The sequence below is a fragment of the Heyndrickxia camelliae genome (assembly GCF_002844575.1).
In the GTDB taxonomy this organism is placed as follows: domain Bacteria; phylum Bacillota; class Bacilli; order Bacillales; family Bacillaceae_C; genus Margalitia; species Margalitia camelliae.
Genome location: NZ_PIQO01000001.1, coordinates 144668 through 165165, shown reverse-complemented (window position 1 = coordinate 165165; position 20498 = coordinate 144668). Strand labels below are relative to the sequence as shown.

The following is a 20498-nucleotide window of genomic DNA, read 5'->3' as shown; positions in this document are numbered from 1 at the left end:
TCTTATGAATTCACTTTCTGAAACCATTAAGAGAATACAGTGCAATATTAAAGTCATTTTCGGACTTCCGAATTATGACCAATACATTCAGCATCGAAAGAGAAAACATCCAAACGAACCTATCATGTCTGAAAAAGAATATTATATGTACGCATTAAAAGAAAAGTATGAAAGTGGTAAAGTAAATCGCTGTTGTTAATAGTAAACAGACTCCCATGCTCCTCGGTGTATGGATAAGTGAATTAATCCTTTTAAATTATTGATTAATAGTAAGTAGTTCAGAGCGCATCACACTTATCTGCAGAGGAGTAGAAATACGCTAGCTGAGTAACTTAACTAGACAGTATGCCAAACATACTTCATCATTGTAAAATTAATTTCGTAAGACACTTTTATCGATTACAGATATTAGTGTCTTTTTTCTTATGCCCCGCTAAAGCCTCCGTTATTTCTTATATTTCAAAAATAGCAAATTAGATATAAAATTATCATTTATTTTTAAATGTTCTTTCATGTTTATGTAATATTAATATTGTAGAGTAGTATTAGCGCTGATTGGACAATCCTTACTTTAAGATGTTTTTTCCGTTTTTAATATGATCTTATTGAATTAGGACATTTTCACTAGTTTAATACATCTAGAAACGGGTATTAAAAGAGCTATACTAAAATAGGGTTAATTTCGTTTTAAAAGTATATCAGGAGGTGTTAAGTATGGCTTCCTCGTCCAGAAGGAGTCTGTACTTTGACAACGCAAAATTCATATTAATATTTTTAGTGGTTTTTGGCCATGTCATAAGTCCATTAAAAAGCAACGATAATATTTTATTTACCTTGTATTCAGTGATTTTCTTATTTCATATGCCTGCATTCATCCTAATTTCCGGGTATTTCTCAAAAGGTTTTCATAAAAAAGGGCATCTATGGAAATCAGTAAAGAAAATTTTAATTCCCTATATTATTTTTCAAGTGATTTATTCTGTTTTCTATTATTGGAATGGTCACGACTCCAGCTTAAATATAGACCTGCTCAATCCACATTGGACATTATGGTTCTTACTAAGCCTATTCTGCTGGAATCTTCTGCTTCACGTATTTGCAAAACTAAAGTGGGTTGGACTTGGGATTGCGGTGGTCATTGGTATAGGAATCGGATATTTGGATAATGTCGGAAGCTTCCTTTCCCTATCGAGAACATTTGTATTCTTTCCATATTTTCTCTTAGGTTACTTATTAGAGCCTAAGCACTTACAACTTGTGAAAAAAGTGAAATATTCTACCCTTATCGGTTTTATTGTTCTTATTGGTACAATGTTGTTATTTGGTACTTTATTTCCTAAGGATGCCGTTCCATGGCTGCTTGGAGATACTTCCTATGCGGGAATGGGAAATAAAGAAGTAACAGATGGATTAATTCGTGCAGCTCAATATTTATTAACAGCTGTCGTTATATACGGATTTTTATCCATAGTGCCTTCCGGCGGATTTAAGTGGACAGTAATTGGAGAACGTACACTATATGTTTATCTGCTACACGGATTTATCATTAAAACAATCGAAACATTCGTTTCTGATGACACGCTAGATGCAGTTTCAGATCAGTACATTATATTACTGCTTTTCTCATTAGGAATTTGCTTAATTCTGGGAAGTTACTTTATTAAAAAATATACTAAACCTATAATTGAATTAAAAATTTAAAAGGTAAGGGATGTTTTCCCTTACCTCTTTTTTGTTAATGTTATATGGATATTCCACCAATATGTATGCTATAAAAAAAACGCCAATCAAAAGATTGACGTAAGTAAGTAAAAATTATTTTGCGAAGCGATGCTTGCCAATCGTTACCGTCACATGACGTGATAATATCCATTTGCTTTTCGCAGTTTTAGGATTGTAAAAATATAAAGAGCCTTGTCCTTTTCCGCTAAATGTAATTGCCTCATTAACTGCCCTTCTTGAGTCTGCATCGGCTGGAAGTTTAATTCTGCCATCTTGAACTGGCGTAAATGCATAATGTCCAGACACTACTTGATAAATGACGCCTTTGATACTGTTTGGGAATATTGGACTATGCAATCTGTTTAAAATAACCGTAGCAACTGCTACTTTCCCAGCATAAGGTTCGCCGCCTGCCTCCGCATGTACAAGACGTGCCATCAGCTCCCTATCCGCTGCTGAAATAGTAGAATTAGGGATTACAATATTTTGACCTGCATAAAGGGTTGCATTTGCTGCATGATTTACTTGCATTAAGTTCGTTACAGATATTCCATATTTATTGGCAATCTTCCAATAGGTTTCACCAGATTGTACTTTATGGGAAGTCGTGGCTGCATTCGATTGTAGTGATAATGGAAATGCAGACATTGATGCGAATAATCCTGCGGTAACTGCTAGTTTTATGAGCTTTTTCATTTATATAGCCTCCTAGTACTTTCGTGCTCGTCCTTATCTACTAAGCTATCAGTTGTAACATAATTATTCATTATCCAAAAACTGGTATTAGCATTTAATCTCCATTATTCATTGTTAATAAACTATTTCTCCTTCTATAGGTAATATTATCCTTTCAATCGTAATTACCGAAAATCATCCCGAAGAGGAAAAATATGGACTCTTTATTACAAACGGTTTCGAATCAATATCAGTTGAAGCTTGGAATAATATAACTAGTTATATCCAACAGCAAAATGTATAGGACCTGATCATCAATGGAAAAATAGTTGGGAAAATCGTTGAAGTGAGACTTTAATTATGAAGATTTTTTCCTAGGCTGCTGTTAAGAATTTATATCGATATCAGAAAGGATGTTCTACACAAAAGATTAACGTTTGTCATGGAATAATTATTCATTTGAAAGAACATAATTCAATTAAAAAGCATGGAGGTATTTAAATTTGATTCTTACTAACCCTTTAAGTGCATCTGAACTAGGAACCCTTTGGCTTACATATCAAGAAAAGACACTTATTTTAAGAATATTAGAGTACTTTTTAAAACATGCTGATGATCAAGAAGCAATAAATATAATGGGAGGATTATGGCAGGAGCTACATCATTATGTTACGAAAATTGAGGATGAATTTAATAGACAAGGAGCAGTTATACCAATTGGATTTAAAAAGGAGGATGTTAATTTAGAAGCACCGAAGTTATTTGACAATGGATTCGATATTATGTTTGTCCGAGTATTAAAACAAGTGAGTATGGGTCTTTATACTATTAATATGAATATGTCATACAATGACAATATTATGCAAATATACGAGGGTCTTACCTCCATCACGTAAAAAATTTATAAGCTATCCACTCTCTATCTCCTAAAAAAAGGTATTCTCACATTACCTCCAAAGGTTACCATGCCTAAAACAACGGAATTCATAGAAGGGAAACACTATTTAAATGGAATTAATCCATTTAGTGAGAAAAGAGTTCTAAATGACTTAGAAATTGGGTATCTTCATCATGGCATTGAGACCAACAATATTGGCATGCAGCTCATTACTGGTTTTGCACAATGTGCACAAAATAAAGACGTAAAACACTATTTTGTAAAAGGAATAGAGCTTGCAAAAAAACATATCCAAACATTCGAAAATATTTTATTAGACAGTAATGTACAGTTTTCTACTACTTCTGGAAGTACCGTTACAACATCGAAAGTACCACCATTTTCAGATAAATTAATGATGACTTGTGTTTACTATCTTAATGGTTTCGGAATTGTTGGCAGCAGCTTTGGAACCATCTTCAGTCTAAGAAAGGATTTATCATTGCAAACAGCATTACTGGCAAAGGATGTATATTTTTATGCTGATGAAGGAATTAAGATAATGATTAAAAACGGATGGATGGAAGAGCCTCCGCAAATGGAAGACCGTACTCGAATTATTGAAGATAAATGAATAAATATTGCAATTTGTAAAAAAATATCCTTAGTGTTATTAAATAACACTAATTATAAATGTGGAGGGATATTTGATGAGTATACTTTATAGCATATTCTCAGCATTGATTTCCTTTATGATTAAAGCCTCATTTTTAGTAAGAAATACACAAAGTAGATTTCAATACTTATTAAGAATGATGCCTTTATCGTAACAAATGACTCAATGTCAAATATCTCATCTTCATGAATCAAAAAGGCAAGCATATAACCGGCTTGCCTTTTCCAATATACTGGAAGATCTCTATTATATTTTTAGTAAGCAAAAAGAAATAATTAAACAAGATATTGTCCTATTTTGATGCCCAGGAAAGCAAGCAAGATGCCAAAAGTATAACTTACCCCTAAGTATAGGATGAGCATTTTCCAGTTTTTTTTGGAAACTAGGATGATATTTTCTAATTTAAATGTCGAAAAGGTTGTAAATGCGCCCATAAATCCTGTACCAACCAGTAATGCCCATGTTCTATCCAGATTTGCACCAATAATAACTCCTAATAAAAAAGAGCCTAATAAATTGACTATTAGCGTTGCAAAAGGAAATGAGGAGGCTGCTTTGCTTTTAATCAAATTACTTAAACTAAACCTTGAGATGGCCCCAAAGAATCCGCCAATTGCTACTAATGCTATATTTAGCATGAAGCTTCTCCCCCTTTTTTGTACATTTTCCCTATTCGATACCCTAACCATGATAATAAAAGACCACCCCAAAGACTAAAAAGAACATATATTATTGCAATCCCCCATTTAGAAGCAGCCATTAGTTGAACAGTCTCCACACTAAATGTTGAGAAAGTTGTATAGGAGCCCACTAATCCAGTTCCCAATGCAGTGATTACATGAGGGGGAATGAATTTTAATTTTGGGAGGAAGGTCGTAAACCACCCTAATATAAAACTCCCAATCATATTAGTTAAAAAAGTAGCCAATGGGTAACCGTGCAGCATTATATGACTGAAAGGCACCCCCATTAAATAACGTAAGGAAGCGCCAATAATTCCAGCAATTCCAACTAAAAAATATACCATAACATTCACCTCGATATTTTATTTTATCCGAAAATAAACAGACTCCTACCAGTGTAAGTACTGGCAGGAGTCATTAGCTTTTTAAGCGATTATGGCGAACTCCATCGCCTATTTAATTTCTAATCCCATATTAGCAAAATTTTCTATCTGGTACAATTGCTTTCTCAACATCTTTCAAATAAAACAAGCTAAAATATCAACGTGTTTTCTAGTCTAGTGATTCACAGCTTTATCCAGTCCGCGCGGTGCTTTATGAACAGCTAATTTATCAATAAGTTTAATGCTATCGTCATTTAATCCGATTAAATTCACTTTTACCCCATTTTGGTGATACTTGATAACCACTTTATCTATTGCGTTTACTGCAGAATCATCCCATAGATGAGAATTCGTTAAATCTATATCGATTTCTTTAACGTTTTCTTTAAAATCAAAATGGTTCACAAAATCGGTTACGGAAGCAAAGAACAACTGTCCAGTAACATGATATATTTTTCTTTGTGACCCTTCTACTGACAGAGTTTTGATCTGAACCTTTGAGATTTTAGAGGCAAAAAATATAGCACTTAAAATTATACCAACTAATACACCGATCGATAAATTATTTGTTGCAATAACGGTTATTACTGTTACAATCATAACGACCGAATCAGATTTTGGTGTGATTGGCAATTTCTTTAAAGATGCCCAATCAAATGTGCCGATAGAAACCATAAACATAACCGCCACTAATGCAGCCATTGGAACTTTAACCAAGACATCATTTTAAACAACAATGAGTATCATTAGAAAGACTGCTGCGACAAATGTAGATAGCCTTCCTCTACCGCCTGATTTTACATTAATTCCCGACTGACCAATCATAGCACAACCTGCCATACCCCCAAATAATCCAGAAACAATGTTAGCGATTCCTTGACCACGTGCTTCCTTATTTTTATCACTTGTTGTATCCGTCATATCATCGACAATTTGTGCAGTTAATAAGGTTTCTATTAAACCAACCACTGCGATTCCAAGTGAATATGGAAATATGATTTTAAGTGTTTCCAAATTAAATGGTACATTGGGAATGAAGAATGTTGGGAATGACCGACTTAACTGACCCAAATCACCAATTGTTTTTACTTGTGCGCCTGTTGCCACAGCAATCACAGTTATAATTATGATTGCTACGAGTGGAGATGGTATTGCCTTTGTAATCCGTGGGAATATATAAATGATTGCTAATCCACCAGCAACCATTAAATACATCTCCCATGTTGCGCCTTTAAAATGTGTTAATTGCGCGCTAAAGATTAAGATAGCCAAAGCATTCACAAATCCAACCATCACAGATTTAGGAATATATTTCATAAGACGCGCTACTTTTAATGATCCAAAGATAATTTGTATAATACCAGTTAAAATTGTGGCTGCAAGTAAATATTGAAGTCCATGTCCCTTGACTAGTCCACCCATCAATAAAGCTGTTGCTCCGGTTGCTGCTGAAATCATCGCGGGTCTGCCACCAACAAAGGCAATGACTAACGCAATACAAAAAGAAGCATACAATCCGACCATTGGATTCACACCAGCAATAATTGAAAATCCAATTGCTTCAGGAATAAGTGCCAACGCAACAACAAGTCCAGAGAGTATATTTCCTTTTATGTTACCAAACCATTCAACTTTAATTTTATTTACATTCAAATAAAAAACACCTCATTGTTATTGTTTTGTGTGACCTTCAACTCTCATGAAAGTCATGGTCCGTTGGTATTGCGTAAATTATATAGGATTGTAACCAATAAGTATAATTTAATGTAAACGTAAACATAATATATTTTCTTCGTTATGCTCCATTTATCTGTGCCATACTATTAGTTCTTTCATGTATAAAAATTAATGTTAATGCAGTGGAAATTTATCGAGGTATCAAATGTAATTGCATAACCGCTATTATAAATAATCCAGTCTTTACCTTTCGCTAGCTTCACCTAATTCCAATTATCAAGAACATCAGTACTTACTTTATTTAGGATTAAACTATATGACATAAATTTTGCACCTACCTAAAAGCACCTTTGTCTTTAATACTAGTAAAAGCCTTGTCTGTTAGAGGATATAAACGTCCATCTTAACTCAAACTACAAAAGAGATGATTACCTCTAGAAACCTAATATTACTCAGCACAAAAACAATATAAATAACCGCAATTTCTTAATGAAATTGCGGCTTTCATTAACTGTGAATGGATTAGTTACCTTTAATGACGGTGATGATCATGATTGATAGAGGAACAAACGGCATCCTGATCATGCGAATTGTCCTTATCTTCCATTTGGATTGTAACATGTCCAATTCCAAGGTGAATTAACTTGTGTTCCACTTCCCTTAATATCCTTTGACTATCCTTAAAATTAACCTGTTCATTTACGACAACATGGCATGATAATGCATTTTTACCGCTCGTAATGCTCCATATATGCAAATCATGTACATTCACAACACCGCTAACCGAAGTTATCTCTTGAGATACTTTCCCCATATCAATTCCTTTTGGCGTCCCTTCCATTAATATGCTGATAGTCTGTTTTACAATTTTCCAGGCACCAAACGCAATTAAAAGAGCAATAAGAACGCTCAGAATTGGATCTACAATATCCCATCCTGTAAATAAGATAATCAATCCTCCAACTATAACACCTGCTGATGCCAGAGCATCTCCAATCATGTGAAGTACAGCACTTTTGACATTAATATTATTTTCTTTTCTCATTCCTAATCCTAAATAAAGATTCATCAGTAAACCAATCAATGCACTTATAAACATCCATGTGCTCTCTACTGGCTGCGGATTTTGAAAGCGGTCAATGGCTTCAAATAGTATTACCACAGCAATCACAATTAACGTCATCGCATTAATAAACGCAGCTAGAATACCAGAACGATGATACCCATATGTGTAGTTTTTTGATGCTGGTTTTTGAGATTGGTGCATGGCAAACCAGGATAGTCCGATTGCAGCGATGTCAGTTAGAACATGACCAGCATCAGAAAGCAGTGCCAAACTATGAGAAAGAATTCCTCCGATTAATTCTACAACAAGAATAATGATGGTTAGGAAAAAGGCTAATTTCATTTTTTCGATAGGGGCGTGAGTATGGAAAACATCCCCGTGATCATGGGGTCGATCACTGTTATGACTTTCTGGCATTACAAGAAACACTCCTTTACGATAATAGCGTTGACTAGTATGATCAAATGCAATCTTTAATTGATTTTAGAATACTAATTGGTGATACCTAATTTTTCAATGGTTTCTTTATGAGAAAGAAGAAGTGCGCTTTTGATTTTTTATTAGGGGATACCTAATAAAAGTCCATCGTGTTTCGATAACCTTATTTTTTACTTTTCTTATCACTAAGTAATACTGGAAATGATAAACACACAAATTAGAATATGAACATATATTCATATTACTTTGTTTCAAATTTTACATGATTACTTCATCCAGTTCAAGTATCGAGATGGAATATATATTTCCTCAAAGGCAAAACATATAAAAAAAACTGTTGAGGTGTCATAATGATTTCCAGTCATAATCCAGGATTAACATCAGGTGAGATTGCAGCGCTATGGTCACAATATCTCAGTGATTCTGCTTCCGTTTGTTTTAACAAACATATGCTAATGCATTTGAAAGATCAACAAATAAAAGCCATTTTTGAACAAGCGATTTCACTTAGTGAAAACCACCTAGAGAAGATTAAAGCGTTTTTTAAAAAGGAAAACTATCCAATTCCTATTGGTTTTACAGAAAATGATTTAAAAGAGGATATTAAGCCTCTTTTTTCCGATAGTTTAAGTTTACATTTTATCAACATTATGGCTATCCATGGATGTCATGGTTATAGTGGTGCAGTTACTACATGCACGCGCAAGGATGTCCGTGATTATTTTACACAATGTATGATTTCTGCAATGGAAATTTGTAATCGAACAAAGGATGTTTTATTGGACAAAGGTTTGTATCACAGACCCCCATCACTACTTCCACCTGATAAACCAGAATTTGTTAAACATGATCAATTCCTCGCAGGATGGCTAGGTGACGTAAGACCTTTAAGTTGTATTGAGATTACTGATATTTATTTCAACTTAAAGAAGAGTATATTGGCAAAAGCAGTAACTCATGCTTTTAGTCAAGTTATCCAATCGAAGAAACTTAGAAAATTTTTATTGAAAGCAGTGGATACAAAAGATAAACATATTAAAACCTTTTATGAAATTCTAAATAAAGAGAATCTTCCTGCGCCACCTACATTAGATGCAGAGGTAACGGACGTAACTACCTCGCCTTTTTCAGATAAATTGATGATGTTTCATGTAGGTTTTTTATTTTCGACGGCGATGGTTTATTACGGAACAGGATTTGCCTCATCCCCAAGACGAGATTTAGCACCGAAATATTTATCTGCAATTGCAGATGACACACAAGTAGGCAATGAGTGGATGGGGTTAATGATTGACAACGGGTGGTTAGAGCAACCTCCATTAGGGCAAGATAGAGATAAATTAACAATGAAGTGATTCAAAAAATGATGTGTTTAACGATTATAAGGCCGAGGATTAGGTGATTTCCACCAGAAGCTCCTGATCCTGTAACAAAAGAAGGAGGAGTTTTTGACTCCTCTTCAACCACTTTATAATACTCTATACAGAACAATATCCATCATATGGATACTTAATTCTATATTAGAATTTCTTTTCCTTTTCAAGTAAATCTATAATTTTATCTAGTTTTTTTCAATATCTTCTGAATGGGTATTTTTTAAAGAAGAATTAACAAGCATCCTTCTGATAAAAAGCGAAAAAGATACTACAAACAATAATATAAGTAGTATCATTATTGTCATAAATATTATTGAACCATAATCTGCATTCCCCATATATCTTCCCCACTTCCCCGTTTTACAATTTTAACATATTCTAACAATCATACTTTAATGATTCAACCTTCCTACTACATTCAATTTCCCCTCTCATTCTGACCGCTCTTCTCCTGTCTTACGATTTCGGCATATAGTCTATTGTTCTTCGAAAATAAGCAAAAAAAGATTGCTGATTCCTCAGCAATCCAATATATCCACTAATTGATTGTAACATGTTTTATAACTTTACTTTCTGCAAGCGCAATGCATTCAATACAACAGAAACGGAGCTAAATGCCATGGCAGCACCTGCAAGCCAAGGAGCTAGAAACCCTGCTGCCGCAATAGGAATACCGATTGTATTATAAGCAAGAGCCCAGAATAAATTTTGTTTAATGTTCCGAATGGTTTTCTTGCTCATAAAAATGGCGTCTGCAATACTGTTTAAATCCCCTCGGATCAGGGTAATATCGGCTGCTTCCATTGCTACATCTGTCCCTGTTCCAATTGCCATTCCAATATCTGCGGTAACCAAGGCTGGGGCGTCATTAATTCCATCTCCAACCATCGCCACTTTTCTCCCTCGTTCCTGTAGTTTCTTCACTTCTTCAGCTTTCCCGCTTGGCAGAACTTCTGCAATAACTTTATCCACTCCGACTTCTTTTCCAATTGCCCGTGCAGTACGCTGATTATCCCCTGTCATCATAATGACTTCAATACCGATGTTCTTTAAACGTTGAATCGCAGCTATTGACGTTTCTTTGACGGTATCCGCAACGGCAATCATTCCTGCATATTCCCCATTTACTCCAACCAACATCACTGTTTTTCCATCTGATTCTAATATGTTCATCGTTTCAAGAGCAGATTCTACTTCAACATTGTTTTGTTTCATCAGTTTTTGTGTTCCAACTAAGATGGAATTGCCCTTTACCGTCGCTTGGATTCCATAACCTGGAATAGCGTTAAATTCACTTGCATCGGTTAAGGATATGTTTTTCTCCTTTACACCATTTACAATTGCTTGCGCTACTGGATGTTCCGATTGTTTTTCGGCAGTACCTACCAGTTCTAATAATAAGTTTTCAGTAAATCCATCCCTTACCACAACATCTGTTAAAACAGGTTCTCCATTCGTTACCGTTCCTGTCTTATCCAAAATAACCGTATCGATTAGATGCGTTTTTTCAAGGTGCTCCCCACCTTTGAAAAGCACACCTATTTCAGCTGCCCGACCAGAGCCTGCCATAATGGAAGTTGGTGTCGCAAGACCTAATGCACAAGGACAAGCAATCACTAAGACCGCGATAAATTTTTCAAGTGCGGAAGGAAAATCACCAGGATTTACCCAGATCAACCAGATTAAAAATGTAATAACTGCTATTCCCACAACAATAGGGACAAAGATACCAGAGATTTGATCTGCAAGGCGTTGAATAGGAGCTTTAGAACCTTGTGCGTCTTCTACTATCTTAATGATTTGAGCCAATGCTGTTTCTTTGCCAACTTTTGTTGCTTTAATCTTTAAAAATCCATTTTTATTAATGGTCGAACCGATAACAGCGTCACCAATTGCTTTATCGACTGGTACACTTTCACCAGTAATCATCGATTCATCAATAGCTGAATTTCCTTCCAAAATAATACCATCCACAGGTACTTTTTCACCTGGCTTTACAAAAACAATATCGTTAATTATTACTTGTTCTAGAGGAACCTCTTGTTCTACTCCATTCCGTTCCACGACAGCTGTTTTTGCTTGTAAACCCATTAGTTTTTTGATGGCCTCAGAAGATCTTCCTTTTGCTTTTGCCTCAAACAATTTTCCAAGAAGAATTAAGGTAATTAAAATTGAACTCGTTTCGTAGTAAAGTTCAACTGTTCCATGTGATCCAATGGACATAAAAGTTAGATATAAACTGTAAAAGAATGCAGCCGAAGTTCCTAAAGCAACCAGTACATCCATATTGGCACTTTTATTTCTCAGTGCTTTATAAGCACCGACATAGAACTGTTTTCCAATGATAAATTGAACAGGGGCTGATAATGCTAGTTGAACCCAAGGATTCATGAATACCATTGGAACATAGATAAAGGATGTAAAACTAAAGTGCCCCACCATCGCCCACAGTAACGGAATAGACAAAATGGCAGAAAAGATAAGCTTTCCTTTTTGACGCGCTATTTCTTTTTCTTTATAATTAGCAGCCTTTTCGCTGTTATTTTCATCTTTTAAAATCGCTCCATAACCAAGCTTTTCTACAGTTTTAATCACATCTTGAGCAGAAACTTCAAGAGGATTTAATTCTAGCGTTGCGCTTTCTAGCGCAAGATTTACGTTTGCATTGGATACTCCATTTAATTTGTTTAATCCTTTTTCGATTCGATTGGCACATGCCGCACAGGTCATTCCTGTAATGGCAAACTCGGTTTTTTCGGTGACAACATCATATCCTAAGCCTTTAACTTTCGCTTGAAACTCCCCAATATTCGTAACATCAGGATTATATTTAACTGTAGCATTTTCCAAAGCAAAATTAACATTGGCGGATTCTACGCCCTCTACTTTATTTAATCCCTTTTCGATTCGATTGGCACAAGCTGCACAGGTCATTCCTGCAATTTGAAGATGGACCTCTTTTTTATTTTCACTCATTTAACCCACGTCCTTTTATACCTAATGGGGGTATATATTTTTGAAAAAGAAAGCGCTCATCAAACATGAGCACGTTCTCCTTTTACTTCATACCCTTGATCGTCAATTGTTTCTTTAATTTGTTCAAGAGTTACTGCTTCAGGATTGAATTCGATATCCACTAAGCCTTCTGATAAATGTACTTTTACCATCTGTACTCCATTTAATGCACCGACATTACTTTCCACTGCATTAACACAATGTCCACATGACATTCCTATTACTTCTAAAGTTACTTTTTTCATTTTAAACACTCCTTTTATTTTTTCATTAGTTTTTGAACAGTGAGTAACAATTCATCTAATACTTCTATATCTCCTTCTTGAAGTCGGTCGACTACACAACCTTTTAAATGACCTTCCAGAAGAATTTTTGCTACGCTATTAAGAGCAGATTGTGTGGCAGCAATCTGGGTAATGACATCATCACAATAAGTATCTTTTTCAATTAGCCCTTTAATCCCTCTAATTTGTCCTTCGATACGATTTAACCGTGTCGCTAAATTCTTTTTTACATTATCAGAATGATGGCTTTTTCTGTCACAATGTTCTAGTTGGCCATCGATGAGCTCATTTATTTGTTCCATGCATAAACACCCTTTCTACTTTTACTATACCCCCCTACTGTATGTGGTATATCATCATCATACATTACCCCCCTACCCTATGTCAATAATGAAATTTCATTAAATTTATATTCATTCGGTCTGGTTTATTATGTCCTATCTCTTATATTTTACTTTTACGAGAGATTATTCCACTATTTTGCTCATCTGCATACTTTCTTCACATTTTTAGGATAAAATAGTTTTATTTAAGGTACAGGTGATTCAAATGAAGATTTCTTTGAAATTAGGGTTATGGTTTTTTGTATGCATTATTTTAATTGAGACTATTTCTATGCTTTATTTACACAATCATGTGATTCATTCACGAGTAAACCAAGAATTACAGTCCCTTAAAGCAAGAGGAAATAGCCATCGTGATGTATTGGAAATTTCATTTAATGATAGCACTCTAAATCATATAGGGTTAATGGAATCTCATACTGATACCGAAGTGGTGATTACCAATAAAAATGGAAAGGTTCTCCTCTCCTCAGGACCAGTCTCCGAAAGTATCGATAAGATTTTACATAAACCAATTGGAAAATTAAATCGAAATGGTAAAATCATTCAAGCCGATTGGAGAAAAGAACACTTCATTTCAACTGTTACGAACTTTAAAGTAGACGATGGTAATCAGGGCTATGTTTATATGTTTAAAAACACGAATGATGTACGAAGGCTCATTTCTCAACTTAATAGGCATTTTATATTCGCCTCGATCCTCATATTATTGTTTATGTTGATTACCATCTTCTTTTTATCCAGGGCGTTAACGAAACCTCTAATTTCCATGAAGGAGGCAACGAAGAAGATCAGCAAAGGAGATTTTTCCGTTACCCTTCCTCCCCCTTCAAAAGATGAATTAGGGGAACTTTCAAGATCGATTCAAACATTAGCAAATGACTTGAATTATTTAAAAAAAGAGCGGAACGAATTTCTTGCTAGTATTTCTCATGAACTGCGTACCCCTATAACGTATGTCAAAGGGTATTCGGACATTGCAAAAAGAAAGGGATTAACCGAAGCGGAACGGGTTTATTATCTAGAGATTATTCATGAGGAAGCGGCGAGAATAAACATGCTTTTAGAAGAATTATTTGATTTTGCAAAGTTAGATCAAAATACATTTACAATCACAAAGGAAAAGGTTCATCTCAGTTCCTATTTGCAATCTATCTATGAAAAGGTTTTACCAGCGTACCAAAATAAAGGCATTCAATTATTGCTGAAATGCCAAGAAAGTATTTTTATTGAAATAGATCCTACCCGTTTTGAACAGGTATTGATGAATCTATTAGACAATGCTTTAAAATATTCAAATAATCCTGCGACTACTCATATTAAGGCATTTATAAAAAACAGGGAGGTCCATATATCCATTTGTGACCAAGGAATAGGAATTCCCCAAACAGATCTTCCTTATATTTTTGACCGTTTATATAGAGTAGATAAATCTCGATCAAGGGCTTCAGGAGGGTTTGGTATTGGACTTGCTATCGTGAAAGAGTTAGTTGAAGACCATTGTGGAGACATACTCGTTAAAAGTGAAGTTGGAAAAGGAAGTTGCTTTACCATTGTATTAAAGGAGAATTTCAGATGAGAACTGTACTATTGGTTGATGATGAACAGAGAATGCTTGATCTCTTATCCTTGTATCTAACTCCCAATCACTATCGCTGTATTAAAAAAAATTCTGGAATAGATGCATTAGCCTATTTGGAAAGAGAAGAAGCAGAAGTCGTTCTTTTAGATATTATGATGCCAGAAATGGATGGTTGGACCACTTGTCAAAAGATCCGTGAGATATCAGATGTACCTATTATTATGTTAACTGCACGAAACGCCAAAGAGGAAATTATTAAAGGCTTAAAAATGGGTGCTGATGATTACGTTTCAAAACCATTTGATGAAGAAGAATTACTGGCGAGAATCGAGGCGGTCATTAGAAGAACAAAGGATAAAACAGAAAAACGGCTACATTTTAAAGGATTAACTATTGATAAAAATGCATTAGAGGTCTGTTATCAACATCAAAATCTATGGTTGACTCCTAAGGAAATCTCCCTTCTTTCCTTTTTTTTACAATACCCAAATAGAGTCTTTTCCAGGGATCATTTACTTTCAAGCATTTGGGGATTGGATGTTGAGACTGAAGACCGAACAATAGATTCCCACATTCGTAATATTAGAGATAAATTACGGCAAGTTAGCTTCCCCGTAGATCAACACTTAAAAACGGTTTGGGGAGTAGGGTATAAATGGAGTACTTAATTTGAATAATTGGATAAGGAAAACAGCTAATGCACCTGACATTAGCTGTTTTCCTATCTTATTTAGAAGTTACTTCTTCTTCGGTTACCCATTTGTGATTTTTGACCTCTGGACCACCAGTGGTAGGTTTGTAATCAACCATATAAACCGTTGTCTTTTCTGACGAGACGATTTCACCTATTGCCCCTTTCATCCCTTCCATGTGATCTGCCTCTATCACAACCTTTGTTCCGGGTTTCAATGTCTTATCTCCAGCTTCTTTCAATTCTTCTTGGATAACCCATTTATGATTTTTCACCTTTGGTCCACCAGTTGTAGGCGTGTAATTCACAACATAAGCGGTTGTATCAAAAGCTCCTGAAATAGTGGCTTCTGCATCCTTCATTCCTGCCATGTGACCCTCTTTAAGGATTACTTTATCACCTACCTTATACTTTGGATTTTCGGCAACTTTTAAGCCTTTTGGAACTTCACCAGAACTCGAGTGCTCCATATGATCCATTTTCATATTGCTGACAGACTCAGATTCCATATTTTTATTGTCTGTTGATTCATTGCTTTTACCACATGCTGCTACCCCAAAGATAAGCATAAACAAAGCAATTACCATTATGAATTTTTTTATCATTTTAATTCCTCCCTTTTAATAAATCTCGTTTCGATTTATTAGAATAACAGATAAATTTGCAGAAAATATGCACTTACTTTTACAAATTTCTTATGTAATGAATATAGCTTCTTGTATTCCCTATATTCTATCTAAATAAACAACCCTGAATAAATGAAAAGCAAGGGGAGCAGCCCCTCCCTTGCTTTTGGATCCTACCTAAACTTTATAAAACAAAATACAAGTTTCGTTTTTCTTGTCAAAATATCCTGTTAACCTTGCCTCCATTTCTCAATATATCCCCTATATCTCACCACTTACAGAAGGAGAAAATACGAAATAGACGGCAAAAATGTTCTTATCAATAGAAAAAGCCAAAATAGTGTAAAGGATAAACCAAACCTGAAAACGCCGACATTTCCCAAATAAAGATAACAAAACCTTCTCATACCCTACACATTATTATCAGGTAATGCACGCATTTTCGCTACTAACCAATTTCTCCCTCACCTAAAACATTGATACGTTCTTAAAGAATATGACTTAATTCTTGCTGACTTTTTTTATATGGATTCACTCGAAAAAAGCCGGCATTTTTATGCCGACTTTTTCAACACTATAGATATTTCCTTTGAACACTCCTGCCATCATAACTAAACAGCATTTCTTTACCTTCCACTGTCGACTCCAGATGGACCGGTCTTCCCCAAAGCTGATGCACATATGGAAGCACTTTTTCTAAATATTTCAAATCGAGTTCAATTCCCTCAAACCAATGTTTCAAATAAAGTTCGCCATTTTTCATATAATCTCCGTCATTAACCGTTATATAGGGGAATCCTCCATTAACTCGCATGCTGACGAGCTGATCTCGTACCTCTTTCCATTCCTTGTCAATAACTTTATAATCGCGTCCTTGCTTTTGAAATAGATACATATCTTCACGCGTTACAAGGTCTTTTGTTAAGTAATTTCGTAAAAACGAGATATCTGACTCTATCTCTCGAACTTCAAAGATTTTTTCACGGCCAGAGTTTGGTTTTTCTCCCCGTTTAATCATTTCCTCCGTTGGATTATTCCAGCGTTCTTCGATATCCTCAAAAATTTTCAAGCCCAGGTAATATGGATTAATTCCGGTTTTAGAAGGTACTACTACACCCGCGTTTAATTTAGCAAATTCAATGGATTCATCACTTGTCAGGTCCATCTCGCGGAGTATTCGTTGATGCCAGTAGGATGCCCAGCCTTCATTCATGATTTTAGTTTCCAGCTGTGGCCAGAAATAAAGCATTTCTTCTCTTATCATCGTCATAATATCTCGCTGCCATTCCGTTAATTCACGGCTATATTGTTCTATAAACAGCATAATATCTTTTTCTGGCTGAGGTGGAAACTTCTTTACTTTCTTCTTTTCCACCGGTTTTTTATCCCTATCATCAATAGCCCATAAATCATCATATGGAGTAACAGGTTTTTGTTCCTCTTCTTCCCATTCCTCTTCATCCTCGATACTCCATGAAAGTTTTGGCCGCATTAATGATGGATCAATATGTTCTTCAATAGATAAAACTGCATCGATAAACTTTTCCACTTCTCTTTTTCCATATTTAATTTCGTATGCCCTAATTCTTTCAGCCGTCGCTGCCATACTTTCAACCATATCACGTTTCGTATTTTGAAAGCGAACATTGTTTTTAAAGAAATCACAATGTGCCAATACGTGGGCAACAATTAGCTTATTTTGTATTAATGAGTTGGAATCAAGTAAGAATGCATAACAAGGATTCGAATTGATAACAAGTTCGTAAATTTTGCTGAGACCTAAGTCATAATGTAGCTTCATTTTGAAAAACTGCTTACCAAAGCTCCAATGGGAAAAGCGTGTCGGCATTCCGTAAGCACCAAATGTATAGATAATATCAGCTGGACAAATTTCGTAGCGCATCGGATAGAAATCGAGACCAAATCCGCTTGCAATTTCAGTTATCTCCGCTATCGATCTTTCTAAGGCATTTTTCTCATCGAGATTCAACCACGTCTCCCCCTTTTCCTTATAAAATCATTTCTTGCTCTTACAACAATGTATGAGAATAAAGGAAAAATCATGTAGTACATTTTGTTTTCAAACTGTTTCAAATGTAAATTTCTAATTAGGGGAAGGATAATGTTGCTATTTTATTTACATATTCGAAACCTATTTTATGCTACTATTATGAAGGAGGTTGATTGAGATGTGGCTGTTTATCGCCGTTTTTATTATCATTATCGTAGGAACCATCATCGGTTCTCGCTATTCCATAAAATTATTTAATGAAAACAGCAAGAAGAAATTCCTTCCTTTTGGAATTGCTTTTATCATTGCCGTTGTGTCAGAAGTTATTTATTTTTTTGGGGCAAAGCATATGAAACTTTCCATTGATGTTTCTCTTAGCTGGATGTTTTTCAATATGGCTCTATTTTTCGCTGCGGGGGTCATTTATTTTTCAGCATACCTTATAAGAAAAGATTAAACCCTTAACCATTGCTGATAGGGCATTAAAACTTGAGAAGAAAAAACGAACGGACTGGTTCTCGCCAATCCGTTCGTTTTTTTTTATATATTTTTTCTTAACCAATACATTGGAATGATACTTATAAATAGAAGTATGGACGCGAAAATATAAATATTCCGAACCCCCGCAATTTCTACTGCGGCACCTGAAAACAAGGATGCTAAACCAAAAGTGAATGCGGCTATTGCCCCTTGGGTTGCATATACTTTTGGTAATCGGTTTAAATCTGTCTTCATTTGCACCAAAGTCTGCAAAATAACCGCCTTTTGCTGATCAAATACACCAAACAGAAAGGATAGTACTAAAGCTAGAATAGGAATGCCATTAAGCCCAAAGGCCAAAGTAACACATGCTGTACCAAATCCACAAAGGATTAATATTTTCTTTTGATGAGTACGGTAAGTGGCATGATATTTTAACAAAATAACACTAGCGATGATGAGACCTGCAATAAAAGCACTGTTTATAAAACCCCACCATTCCTCACGGACATGCAGCCGTTGATCTACAAATATGTACATGATAGCCGCTATCCATACAACACTTGCAATCGTTTCCATCCAATTAATCCCTTGAATTTGCAGAAGTGTTTTATTTCTCCAAATTTCCTTCCAGCCTTCTGATAGCTGTTGTATATAGGTTGAAAAACCTTGTTCACTTTTTTGTTGTACATGTTTTTCATGAAAGAAAGGAATACTATACATAAAAACAGTACTAATTAAGTAGAATATGCCAGTAATCAATAAAGTACCCTCTGGCTGTATTAATGCTGTTACCAGTCCTCCTGCAGCCCACCCCGTAAATTGGATAGATTGTTCCATCGTCGACAAGAAGCCATTTGTTTTCATTAATTCTTCCCTTTTTACGATAGTCGGTACAAGTGCATTGGAAGCGGGAAATGCCCACCCGTCTAAAAATGCAATCAAGGCGGCCAATAAAAACAGAATCCATATAAAAGAAACACTTTTTAATACCACAAAAAATAAGCAAAAGATGAAAATCGTTTTTATCGCTTGCGAAGTTGCTAATAAATGTTTTAGGGTATAGCGATCTAATAGAATAGGCGCGATTACGCTGCTAATAAATTTGGAAAAAGTTATCACAAAAGGGACAAATGTCATTTGAAACGCCGAACCGGTTGTTTGATATATAGCAACTATCAGAGCAACTATATATAAAACATCACCTGCGTTGGCAAAGGATTGCCCGACCCATAAATATCGGAAGGCTTTCGAACGCATTGCTTCTCCTCCTTAGTATTATTTATTTTTCTGTTTTAGAGGAAAAACATCACATTGGATAATCACCTTTCGTTTCTTTTTCATTATTTTAACATATTCGGTATTTTTACGAAGAACATTTTATAAGTAAATGATTTAAATGTTGTATCATTCCACCTCATCCAATCGAGATACCTCGCCCATTTTTATGATTTGCCTTTTTTCAATCCAATATCCCCAACTTTTACTGCGTCACTATATCTTTTTTTTGCATACACTAAAAACAACTCCTAAAATAATGCTTTCAATGATGGGCTGGAAAATTCCCATTAGTGTTAGTTAGCGAGTTCTTTTTTAGGAAAAGAACTAGATAGGAGGGAAAAAATGAACAGTGTTGATTATGATCGTGCGCTTTACTATACCCATCGATCACAATGGGATAATTTGCTCATTTTAATGGTGAGAACGAAAGATGATATGCTTTCGAAGCGAATCGAACGATTATTGCACGCTTATCATTTTTCTCATGATTATTCCGTTATAGAACGAAATTTGTATTCCCTTCTACGGTATATTGACCATGCCAATGAAGTAGGAAGACATGACGAAACTGTTATCGAAGATGCCTATTCAAATATGAGATAACAGTTAAA

At 35.2% G+C, this 20498-nt stretch carries 19 protein-coding genes, 2 pseudogenes and 1 riboswitch; of the genes and pseudogenes, 9 read left to right on the top strand and 12 right to left on the bottom strand.

Annotated features, from left to right (window positions below):
* Positions 1-4: 4 nt before the first annotated feature.
* Positions 5-199 carry a YbdD/YjiX family protein gene (locus CWO92_RS00800; protein ID WP_101352284.1) on the top strand — a complete coding sequence of 65 codons (195 nt, stop codon included), beginning with the start codon at positions 5-7 and terminating at the stop codon, positions 197-199.
* 515 nt (positions 200-714) lie between these two features.
* Positions 715-1701: an acyltransferase family protein gene (locus CWO92_RS00795; RefSeq protein WP_101352283.1), complete on the top strand. Its 987-nt coding sequence runs from the start codon at positions 715-717 to the stop codon at positions 1699-1701.
* A gap of 114 nt (positions 1702-1815) precedes the next feature.
* Here the strand turns inward: CWO92_RS00795 and CWO92_RS00790 are convergent, their stop codons facing one another.
* On the bottom strand, positions 1816-2418 hold the full coding sequence (locus CWO92_RS00790) for a cell wall hydrolase (RefSeq protein ID WP_101352282.1): 603 nt from the start codon (positions 2416-2418) through the stop codon (positions 1816-1818).
* Positions 2419-2900: 482 nt separating this feature from the next.
* Here CWO92_RS00790 and CWO92_RS25905 point away from each other — a divergent pair, with 482 nt between their 5' ends.
* Together CWO92_RS25905 and CWO92_RS25900 are read left to right on the top strand one after the other, a co-directional pair.
* Complete coding sequence (locus tag CWO92_RS25905; protein ID WP_233269784.1) at positions 2901-3293, top strand: DUF3231 family protein; 393 nt, start codon at positions 2901-2903, stop codon at positions 3291-3293.
* Positions 3294-3362: 69 nt separating this feature from the next.
* The gene (locus CWO92_RS25900) at positions 3363-3908 is read left to right on the top strand and encodes a DUF3231 family protein (protein WP_233269783.1); all 546 of its coding nucleotides are present in this window, start codon (positions 3363-3365) and stop codon (positions 3906-3908) included.
* Between the two features lie 317 nt (positions 3909-4225).
* Here CWO92_RS25900 and crcB (CWO92_RS00780) read toward each other — a convergent pair whose 3' ends face one another.
* From crcB (CWO92_RS00780) to CWO92_RS00765, 4 genes and pseudogenes are all read right to left on the bottom strand, one after another.
* Entirely contained in the window at positions 4226-4588 is a 363-nt protein-coding gene (crcB, locus tag CWO92_RS00780) for a fluoride efflux transporter CrcB (protein WP_101352281.1), read from the bottom strand.
* Positions 4582-4977: a fluoride efflux transporter CrcB gene (crcB, locus tag CWO92_RS00775; protein ID WP_101352280.1), complete on the bottom strand. Its 396-nt coding sequence runs from the start codon at positions 4975-4977 to the stop codon at positions 4582-4584. Before crcB (CWO92_RS00775) ends, crcB (CWO92_RS00780) begins: the two co-directional genes overlap by 7 nt.
* A 57-nt stretch (positions 4978-5034) precedes the next feature.
* Positions 5035-5095: riboswitch (Fluoride riboswitch) on the bottom strand.
* 95 nt (positions 5096-5190) lie between these two features.
* Positions 5191-6669: pseudogene (locus CWO92_RS00770) on the bottom strand (SulP family inorganic anion transporter).
* Between the two features lie 556 nt (positions 6670-7225).
* Entirely contained in the window at positions 7226-8176 is a 951-nt protein-coding gene (locus CWO92_RS00765; protein ID WP_101352279.1) for a cation diffusion facilitator family transporter, read from the bottom strand.
* A gap of 371 nt (positions 8177-8547) precedes the next feature.
* Here CWO92_RS00765 and CWO92_RS00760 point away from each other — a divergent pair, with 371 nt between their 5' ends.
* Positions 8548-9552: a DUF3231 family protein gene (locus tag CWO92_RS00760; RefSeq protein ID WP_101352278.1), complete on the top strand. Its 1005-nt coding sequence runs from the start codon at positions 8548-8550 to the stop codon at positions 9550-9552.
* Between the two features lie 165 nt (positions 9553-9717).
* Here the strand turns inward: CWO92_RS00760 and CWO92_RS26660 are convergent.
* From CWO92_RS26660 to CWO92_RS00740, 4 genes and pseudogenes are all read right to left on the bottom strand, one after another.
* Positions 9718-9911: pseudogene (locus CWO92_RS26660) on the bottom strand (DUF4083 domain-containing protein).
* A gap of 220 nt (positions 9912-10131) precedes the next feature.
* Complete coding sequence (locus CWO92_RS00750) at positions 10132-12549, bottom strand: heavy metal translocating P-type ATPase (protein ID WP_101352277.1); 2418 nt, start codon at positions 12547-12549, stop codon at positions 10132-10134.
* Positions 12550-12608: 59 nt separating this feature from the next.
* Entirely contained in the window at positions 12609-12833 is a 225-nt protein-coding gene (copZ, locus tag CWO92_RS00745; RefSeq protein ID WP_101352276.1) for a copper chaperone CopZ, read from the bottom strand.
* 14 nt (positions 12834-12847) lie between these two features.
* A complete protein-coding gene (locus CWO92_RS00740; protein WP_101352275.1) occupies positions 12848-13174 on the bottom strand; it encodes a metal-sensitive transcriptional regulator in 327 nt (108 codons plus the stop codon).
* A 247-nt stretch (positions 13175-13421) separates the two neighbouring features.
* On the opposite strand from CWO92_RS00740, the gene CWO92_RS00735 reads away from it, so the two are divergent.
* On the top strand, positions 13422-14795 hold the full coding sequence (locus tag CWO92_RS00735; protein WP_101352274.1) for a sensor histidine kinase: 1374 nt from the start codon (positions 13422-13424) through the stop codon (positions 14793-14795).
* Positions 14792-15466, top strand: coding sequence for a response regulator transcription factor (locus tag CWO92_RS00730; protein ID WP_101352273.1), 675 nt, complete (start codon positions 14792-14794; stop codon positions 15464-15466). The genes CWO92_RS00735 and CWO92_RS00730 overlap by 4 nt, the downstream gene beginning before the upstream one ends.
* A 58-nt stretch (positions 15467-15524) precedes the next feature.
* Here CWO92_RS00730 and CWO92_RS00725 read toward each other — a convergent pair whose 3' ends face one another.
* Together CWO92_RS00725 and CWO92_RS00720 are read right to left on the bottom strand one after the other, a co-directional pair.
* On the bottom strand, positions 15525-16094 hold the full coding sequence (locus CWO92_RS00725; protein ID WP_101352272.1) for a YdhK family protein: 570 nt from the start codon (positions 16092-16094) through the stop codon (positions 15525-15527).
* 595 nt (positions 16095-16689) lie between these two features.
* Positions 16690-18105, bottom strand: a complete 1416-nt coding sequence (locus CWO92_RS00720; protein WP_101352271.1) for a SpoVR family protein — start codon at positions 18103-18105, stop codon at positions 16690-16692.
* A 199-nt stretch (positions 18106-18304) separates the two neighbouring features.
* Here CWO92_RS00720 and CWO92_RS00715 point away from each other — a divergent pair, with 199 nt between their 5' ends.
* Positions 18305-18583 (top strand): hypothetical protein, encoded by a 279-nt coding sequence (locus tag CWO92_RS00715; RefSeq protein ID WP_101352270.1) that lies wholly within the window; start codon positions 18305-18307, stop codon positions 18581-18583.
* An 83-nt stretch (positions 18584-18666) separates the two neighbouring features.
* Here the strand turns inward: CWO92_RS00715 and CWO92_RS00710 are convergent, their stop codons facing one another.
* Complete coding sequence (locus CWO92_RS00710) at positions 18667-19866, bottom strand: MFS transporter (RefSeq protein WP_101352269.1); 1200 nt, start codon at positions 19864-19866, stop codon at positions 18667-18669.
* Positions 19867-20229: 363 nt separating this feature from the next.
* On the opposite strand from CWO92_RS00710, the gene CWO92_RS00705 reads away from it, so the two are divergent.
* Positions 20230-20490, top strand: a complete 261-nt coding sequence (locus tag CWO92_RS00705) for a YhdB family protein (protein ID WP_101352268.1) — start codon at positions 20230-20232, stop codon at positions 20488-20490.
* The last annotated feature ends 8 nt before the right edge of the window (positions 20491-20498 follow it).

Bases quoted from the DNA above. Each gene is read 5' to 3' on its own strand.
- CWO92_RS00795 (WP_101352283.1), top strand. From the start codon at position 715: ATGGCTTCCTCGTCCAGAAGGAGTCTGTACTTTGACAACGCAAAATTC.
- CWO92_RS00730 (WP_101352273.1), top strand. From the start codon at position 14,792: ATGAGAACTGTACTATTGGTTGATGATGAACAGAGAATGCTTGATCTC.
- CWO92_RS00765 (WP_101352279.1), bottom strand. From the start codon at position 8,176: ATGCCAGAAAGTCATAACAGTGATCGACCCCATGATCACGGGGATGTT.
- CWO92_RS00790 (WP_101352282.1), bottom strand. From the start codon at position 2,418: ATGAAAAAGCTCATAAAACTAGCAGTTACCGCAGGATTATTCGCATCA.
- crcB (WP_101352281.1), bottom strand. From the start codon at position 4,588: ATGCTAAATATAGCATTAGTAGCAATTGGCGGATTCTTTGGGGCCATC.
- CWO92_RS00800 (WP_101352284.1), top strand. From the start codon at position 5: ATGAATTCACTTTCTGAAACCATTAAGAGAATACAGTGCAATATTAAA.
- CWO92_RS00750 (WP_101352277.1), bottom strand. From the start codon at position 12,549: ATGAGTGAAAATAAAAAAGAGGTCCATCTTCAAATTGCAGGAATGACC.
- CWO92_RS25900 (WP_233269783.1), top strand. From the start codon at position 3,363: ATGCCTAAAACAACGGAATTCATAGAAGGGAAACACTATTTAAATGGA.
- CWO92_RS00705 (WP_101352268.1), top strand. From the start codon at position 20,230: ATGAACAGTGTTGATTATGATCGTGCGCTTTACTATACCCATCGATCA.
- CWO92_RS00735 (WP_101352274.1), top strand. From the start codon at position 13,422: ATGAAGATTTCTTTGAAATTAGGGTTATGGTTTTTTGTATGCATTATT.
- CWO92_RS00725 (WP_101352272.1), bottom strand. From the start codon at position 16,094: ATGATAAAAAAATTCATAATGGTAATTGCTTTGTTTATGCTTATCTTT.
- copZ (WP_101352276.1), bottom strand. From the start codon at position 12,833: ATGAAAAAAGTAACTTTAGAAGTAATAGGAATGTCATGTGGACATTGT.
- crcB (WP_101352280.1), bottom strand. From the start codon at position 4,977: ATGGTATATTTTTTAGTTGGAATTGCTGGAATTATTGGCGCTTCCTTA.
- CWO92_RS00715 (WP_101352270.1), top strand. From the start codon at position 18,305: ATGTGGCTGTTTATCGCCGTTTTTATTATCATTATCGTAGGAACCATC.
- CWO92_RS00710 (WP_101352269.1), bottom strand. From the start codon at position 19,866: ATGCGTTCGAAAGCCTTCCGATATTTATGGGTCGGGCAATCCTTTGCC.
- CWO92_RS00760 (WP_101352278.1), top strand. From the start codon at position 8,548: ATGATTTCCAGTCATAATCCAGGATTAACATCAGGTGAGATTGCAGCG.
- CWO92_RS00740 (WP_101352275.1), bottom strand. From the start codon at position 13,174: ATGGAACAAATAAATGAGCTCATCGATGGCCAACTAGAACATTGTGAC.